General features: G+C 56.9%; 6 protein-coding genes and 2 pseudogenes. 2 read left to right on the top strand and 6 right to left on the bottom strand.

Features of this window, described 5'->3' with window-relative positions:
* Window positions 1–116: 116 nt before the first annotated feature.
* Genes rplE through rplN form a run of 3 tightly spaced genes read right to left on the bottom strand, consistent with a single transcriptional unit; the run spans window position 117 to window position 1357 of the window.
* A complete protein-coding gene (gene rplE / locus HMPREF2681_RS09345) occupies window positions 117–671 on the bottom strand; it encodes a 50S ribosomal protein L5 (RefSeq protein ID WP_005509901.1) in 555 nt (184 codons plus the stop codon).
* 2 nt (window positions 672–673) lie between these two features.
* A complete protein-coding gene (gene rplX / locus HMPREF2681_RS09340) occupies window positions 674–988 on the bottom strand; it encodes a 50S ribosomal protein L24 (protein WP_005509963.1) in 315 nt (104 codons plus the stop codon).
* Complete coding sequence (gene rplN, locus HMPREF2681_RS09335; RefSeq protein ID WP_005510044.1) at window positions 989–1357, bottom strand: 50S ribosomal protein L14; 369 nt, start codon at window positions 1355–1357, stop codon at window positions 989–991.
* 281 nt (window positions 1358–1638) lie between these two features.
* Here rplN and HMPREF2681_RS09330 point away from each other — a divergent pair, with 281 nt between their 5' ends.
* Window positions 1639–2880 (top strand): multidrug effflux MFS transporter, encoded by a 1242-nt coding sequence (locus tag HMPREF2681_RS09330; protein ID WP_070546913.1) that lies wholly within the window; start codon window positions 1639–1641, stop codon window positions 2878–2880.
* 130 nt (window positions 2881–3010) lie between these two features.
* Window positions 3011–3727, top strand: a complete 717-nt coding sequence (locus tag HMPREF2681_RS09325; protein ID WP_070546910.1) for a VIT1/CCC1 transporter family protein — start codon at window positions 3011–3013, stop codon at window positions 3725–3727.
* 44 nt (window positions 3728–3771) lie between these two features.
* Here the strand turns inward: HMPREF2681_RS09325 and HMPREF2681_RS09320 are convergent, their stop codons facing one another.
* From HMPREF2681_RS09320 to HMPREF2681_RS10980, 3 genes and pseudogenes are all read right to left on the bottom strand, one after another.
* Entirely contained in the window at window positions 3772–4554 is a 783-nt protein-coding gene (locus tag HMPREF2681_RS09320; protein ID WP_042388404.1) for a formate/nitrite transporter family protein, read from the bottom strand.
* A 221-nt stretch (window positions 4555–4775) separates the two neighbouring features.
* Window positions 4776–5318 (bottom strand): annotated as a pseudogene (locus tag HMPREF2681_RS09315) (PTS transporter subunit EIIC); the annotation flags it as partial.
* Window positions 5302–5685: pseudogene (locus tag HMPREF2681_RS10980) on the bottom strand (glycoside hydrolase family 32 protein); the annotation flags it as partial. The pseudogenes HMPREF2681_RS09315 and HMPREF2681_RS10980, both read right to left, overlap by 17 nt.
* Window positions 5686–5696 lie beyond the last annotated feature (11 nt).

Genomic DNA, 5696 nt, shown 5'->3' with positions numbered 1-5696 from the left:
CCCGGAAAAGACACACTTTTCTTTACTTAACCCTAAACAGTTAACAAAACAGCAAAAAGCCCCGGATACCAAGAGGCATCCAGGGCTTCAGGCAAAAGCTACCTTAGAAGTAGAGACTACTTCTTGAACGGGAAGCCCAGTTCGCGCAGCAGCGCGCGGCCTTCCTCATTGTTAGTAGCGGTGGTCACGACGGTGATGTCCATACCGCGCGGGCGGTCGATCTTGTCAACGTCGATCTCGTAGAACATGGTCTGCTCGGAAAGGCCGAAGGTGTAGTTACCGTGACCATCGAACTGCTGATCAGACAGGCCGCGGAAGTCGCGGATTCGTGGCAGAGCCACGGTCAGCAGGCGGTCCAGGAACTCCCACATGCGGTCACCACGCAGGGTGACGCGAGCGCCGATGGCGTCGCCTTCACGCAGCTTGAAGTTAGCGATCGACTTGCGGGCACGACGGGTCTCCGGCTTCTGACCGGTGATCAGAGTCAGGTCGTTGATTGCACCGTTGATCTGCTTCTTGTCCTGAGCAGCAGCACCGACGCCCATGTTGACGACGACCTTGGTGACGCCCGGAATCTGCATGACGTTCTCGTAGGAGAACTCTTCCTGCATCTTGCCACGAATTTCATCGCGGTAACGGGCCTTCAGACGAGGGGTGTAGTTTTCGCTCATGCTTAGATGTCCTTCCCGGTACGGCGGGAGATGCGAACCTTCTTGCCGTCCTCATCGAAGCGGTAGCCGACGCGAGTCGGGGTACCATCTTCGTCGACCAGCATGACGTTCGACACGTGAATCGGAGCCTCCTGAGTGACAATGCCACCCGAGGATGCGCCGCGTTCCGCAGCGGAGTTTGCAACGTGCTTCTTGATACGGTTAACGCCCTCGACCAGGACCTTGTCGCGCTTCGGGTAGGCCTCGATGACCTTGCCCTGAGCACCCTTGTCCGGACCGGAGATAACCAGCACGGTATCGCCCTTACGGATCTTCACTTAAATCACCTCCGGTGCGAGCGAGACAATCTTCATGAACTTCTTGTCACGCAGCTCACGCGCGACCGGGCCGAAAATACGGGTGCCCTTCGGCTCGCCGTCGGCCTTGATGATGACAGCTGCATTCTCGTCGAACGAGATGTAGGAACCGTCCGGACGACGGGTCTCCTTCTTCGTGCGGACGATAACTGCCTTAACGATTTCGCCTGCCTTGACGTTTCCGCCCGGAGCAGCTTCCTTGACAGTAGCGACGATGGTGTCGCCAATGCCAGCGAAGCGTCGGGTCGAGCCACCGAGAACGCGGATGCACTGGATTTCACGTGCACCAGTGTTGTCGGCAACGCGCAGACGGGATTCCTGCTGAATCACTGCGTTTCTCCTGACCTGGTTGCATTGTGCGTCAGATTTCCGTCCTAAACGCACGCGGTCTTTATGTCTTGCGTTTACGCTTTACGACGGAAGCACCTGCTAGAGGTAGCTTTCCTATCGCTTTGACCTCGTGCTTACTACGGTTCTAGACCGTTGAGAGCAGCACGCAGTCGCTTCGCGCAACCTGTGTATTATGGCACGTTCGTGCGGGACAACAAAATCCCTTAGTTTCATGCCCCCAACATGGTTTATGCCTTGTGCGGCAACCCTATACTGAGACAGTGACAAATCAACATTCCGGGAGCGCTCAGACACAGCCAGCACAGACGCTGCCGGTATCGCTACTTGCCGGCTTGGCCTTATTATCCGCCGCCGCCCCGTTCGGCGCAGATACATATCTGGCATCCTTCGTGGAGATTGCACGCGAGTTCTCCACGACCGAGTCGATGGTTCAGCTCACGCTGACAACCTTCATGATTGGCATGGCTGCTGGACAGCTCGTCATTGGCGCTCTCTCCGATAGTTTGGGCCGCAAGAAGCTGCTTCTCATTGCGACTTTGGTGTTCTTGGGCTCGTCAATCCTCTGTGCAGTAGCACCGAATATTGGCACGCTTATTGCAATGCGCCTGTTCCAGGGGTTAGCTGGTGGCTCCACAGTTGTTCTGGCTCGTTCTGTAGTACCAGACCTCTTGACGGGCAAGGCATCAGCGAGAGCTTTCTCCACGCTGATGGGCATTTCCTCCATCGCCCCGGCAATCGCTCCCCTTGTGGGCGGTTTTCTAGGCCCCGCATTCGGCTGGCGCAGCGTGTTCTGGTTTCTCGCAGCCATCAACGTCGCGATGGTCGCGATTGTGATCCTGATGGTTCCGGAAACCCTGCCGCCTGAGCGACGCTCCACAGGCGCTCTGCGCAATCTCCTGCCCAATATTGGCAGGCTGCTGCGGCGGCCAGTATTTGTCGGCTACTTGTTGGCTTTCGCTGGTGGCTTCTCGGTGATGTTTTCCTATATCGCTGCGTCACCCTTTATCTTCCAGGAGCTGCTGGGGCTCACCCCTACTCAGTTTTCTCTCGTATTCGCATCCAATGCAGCGATGTTGACATTTGTGTCAATCCTCAACGGCAAGATGATCAACCGGCTTCATCCCCGCAAGGGCATTTTAATTGCCCTTACGGTCATGCTCGTGGCGTCGATAGGCCTGATTATTAATGCCATCGTCGGGATTACTTTCTTCACTACTTGGCTGTTGCTGTTCATTACGGTACCGATGATGCCGCTGATCTTCGCCAATGCCACGGCACTCGGAATTGAGGAGGTTCGAGATATCGGAATTGGCTCAGGTTCCGGTCTGATGGGCTTCACACAGTTCCTCGCGGCCGCCACGGTTTCCCCGCTGGTGGGGCTTGGTTCCAATCTGCCCCTCTCGATGGCTATTTCGATGTTGACCTGTGCATTGATTGCGCTGACCGCGGTGTTGACATTGACGCGCGCCGGCCTCCACAAACGCTCACACCGACTGACATAAGAGCTACGAGCGAGAGGACTCCCCTCGTTTCACTTCACTGGTTGAGAATGTGTCCGAATCGGCATTAAATCGATGGTGAGGCCTCGTACCACCCGTAGGCATGGGGCTGACATGGGAGAAAGGTCCTGCCATGACCACGCACACACATCCTCATGAACCACATAAGGCATCTGAGACGGCGAAACTCAACTGGCTTCGCGCCGGAGTCCTCGGAGCCAACGACGGTATCGTCTCCACTGCTCTAATCTTGCTCAGCGTGATTGCAGCAGGTTCCTCTCGCGAAGCCATTCTGACTGCTGGCGCCGCGGCCGTTATCGCTGGGGCTATCTCGATGGCCCTGGGTGAATACGTCTCGGTTTCAACCCAGCGCGATACTGAGCGGGCACTGATTGCCAAAGAAAAGGCCGAGCTTAAGAACTTTCCAGATGAAGAGCATAAAGAGCTCGTGGGCATTCTCTCTGGCTACGGCATCCCAGAACATATCGCCGAAGATGCTGCCCACGGCATCGCACAGAGCGATCCGCTGGCGGCTCACCTAAAGCTGGAATTGGGCATTGACGGTGAGGAACTTACCAACCCCTGGGCCGCTGCCGGTTCTTCGGCACTGTCGTTCCTACTCGGCGCCATCCTGCCGATGATTGCGGCACTGGTTTTCACCGGCCCCACTTCTGGCGCAATCGCAGTGACTGTTGTCACCATGGTGACTCTGGCTCTAACCGGCTACATCAGCGCCAAGCTCAGCTCCACGCACTCCGGCAAGGCTGCTCTGCGCCTGGTAATTGGTGGTGCGCTCGGTTTGATTGTGTCCTACTTCGTCGGTCTGCTCTTCGGGCAGGCTGTCGGATAGACCGTCAGATAGGTGCCCGGTTAGGGCGCGGCGAAGCTCAAAACCTAGTCAACATAGCTGGTCTTCGTCTGGTTCAACCAGGCGTAGACCGCGCCGATCCCAAGGCCACCACCTACGAAGTTACCTAGCCACACGGCCACCCAGTTAACAGTAATGTGCAGACCATCGAAGCCTGTAGGATGCGGATCAGCGAAAAAGGCCAAGGAAAACAACGAGAAGTTCGCAATCACGTGCTCGAGTCCGAGCCCGACGAACACTGCAATGATCGGCAGAATCACAGCGAACTTCGAAATGATTTCTTTGGCTTGTAGCGCACCTAAGACAGCCATGTTGACCACGAAATTCGCACCCATCGCCTCAACGAAGGCACCGAAGAACGGCTTGGCCAGCTTCCCCTCAGTCAAGGTGGAAATCAGATGTGTGTCATCAATCCCACCGAGCTTGGCGCTCTGGCTGAGCACCAGCGCCACAATCGCCGCACCGATGAAGTTGTAGAACGTAGCGACGGCCACCATTCGAAAGGCAACTCCCCACGCCATGCGCCCGCGTGCGGCGGACCAGGACACAAACATCATGCTGCCGGTCGCAAGCTCTGCACCGAGCACCACAATGGCGAACAGCCCAAGCCCGAATAGGCACGCAAAGACCAGTCCCCCAGTCCCCGGCGCGACGCCCTCTGCCACTTGACCAGCGACCGCAGCGAAGGCCGTTCCGAGCGTCAGGTACATACCCGCCAGGACCGCTCGCACGGCAAATCGTCCGTAGTCCTGCGTCAACAGTTCCTGTTTCTTGTCGCCAGCCGTATCCAGCGTTTCGTATAGCGTCACCGCCGAAGCCTTTCCCTGCGTGCCGTTAATTGCAGTTATTCGCATAAAAGAATATCGACAGGCTGACGCGGAATCGCAACCGCTTTACGACGGTCACAGCGCCCTACCCCCCTTAGGCGCTGCAACCAGGAACTGCGATTCACCGTCGAAGAGAGGCAGATTTACTTCTTCTCTGCGGTAACAGCAGGTTTCGCAGCAGTTTCTGACTTCGGCTCGTCCTTCATGGTTGAGGCAATGGCCGAGGCACCCATGCCGATGTAAAACGGCCAGCGCAGACGTAGGTTCACACCAAAGATGGCTGGCTCGGTAATTCCGAATAGTGCCGACATACCGGACGCACCTGCCAAACTCTTGAGCTTCTCGCTCTTGGCCAGGAAGTACACCGCCAGTGCGGCACCACCTTGAGCGATATTGGCCATCGATGCCGTCGCGAAAATGAACGAGCCTCCCTGATCGCACAGCATGTACTCGATTGGAGGGAAGGACTGGTGCAGACCAGTGATGACAATTGGCGAGTAGACCAAGCCGAACAAGAAGCCACCCACAGGTCCCGCGAATTCGTACAGATTTGCAAGACCAATACCCAGCCATTCACCTGCAGTGCGCAGTACTGGACCAATGGCGGCAAAGGTGATGAAACCAGTGATGAGCAACGTCAACAGTGGTGTCAGCATGAAGTCGACAGTGCCCTTGAGACGCTTATGGAAGAACTTCTCAATCGTTGCGAGAATCCATGAGATAACCAGAATCGGCAAGATGAATCCCACCCTCTGGGCCGGAGGGAGCAAGCGCACGGACCCGATTCTGCGACGGAATGCGGCGCCCGTCTACCTTCAGGTTGCCGGTATAGAAGAGCCACACATCATCGCCATCGACGACTGCGCCGCCCGAATAACAACCATGCTTGTCATAGGGCATGTCCGGATACAGCGCATCGGGGTGATGACGCCACCGCTCGGCTGTCGTGAGCGACGCGGACGCATGCCCCCACCCAGTTCTCTTCGGCGCATGTGGAAAGCATGGATCATGCTGGTAGAACACATGCAGTGTCTCGCCGTCCACGAAAAGGCCATTCGGGTCATTCAGTCGGCCCTGTGGCGGTGACAGATGGTAATTCGGCCGATAGGTCATACCCCCCCCCC

Origin of the sequence: Corynebacterium sp. HMSC064H12, from assembly GCF_001809925.1 — a bacterium.
Classification (GTDB): Bacteria; Actinomycetota; Actinomycetes; order Mycobacteriales; family Mycobacteriaceae; genus Corynebacterium; species Corynebacterium jeikeium_D.
This window is presented reverse-complemented; position numbering and strand designations above follow the sequence as displayed.

What these genes read in the sequence shown, in the direction of transcription:
- rplE (WP_005509901.1), bottom strand. Translation starts at nt 671, where the DNA reads ATGAGCGAAAACTACACCCCTCGTCTGAAGGCCCGTTACCGCGATGAA.
- HMPREF2681_RS09325 (WP_070546910.1), top strand. Translation starts at nt 3,011, where the DNA reads ATGACCACGCACACACATCCTCATGAACCACATAAGGCATCTGAGACG.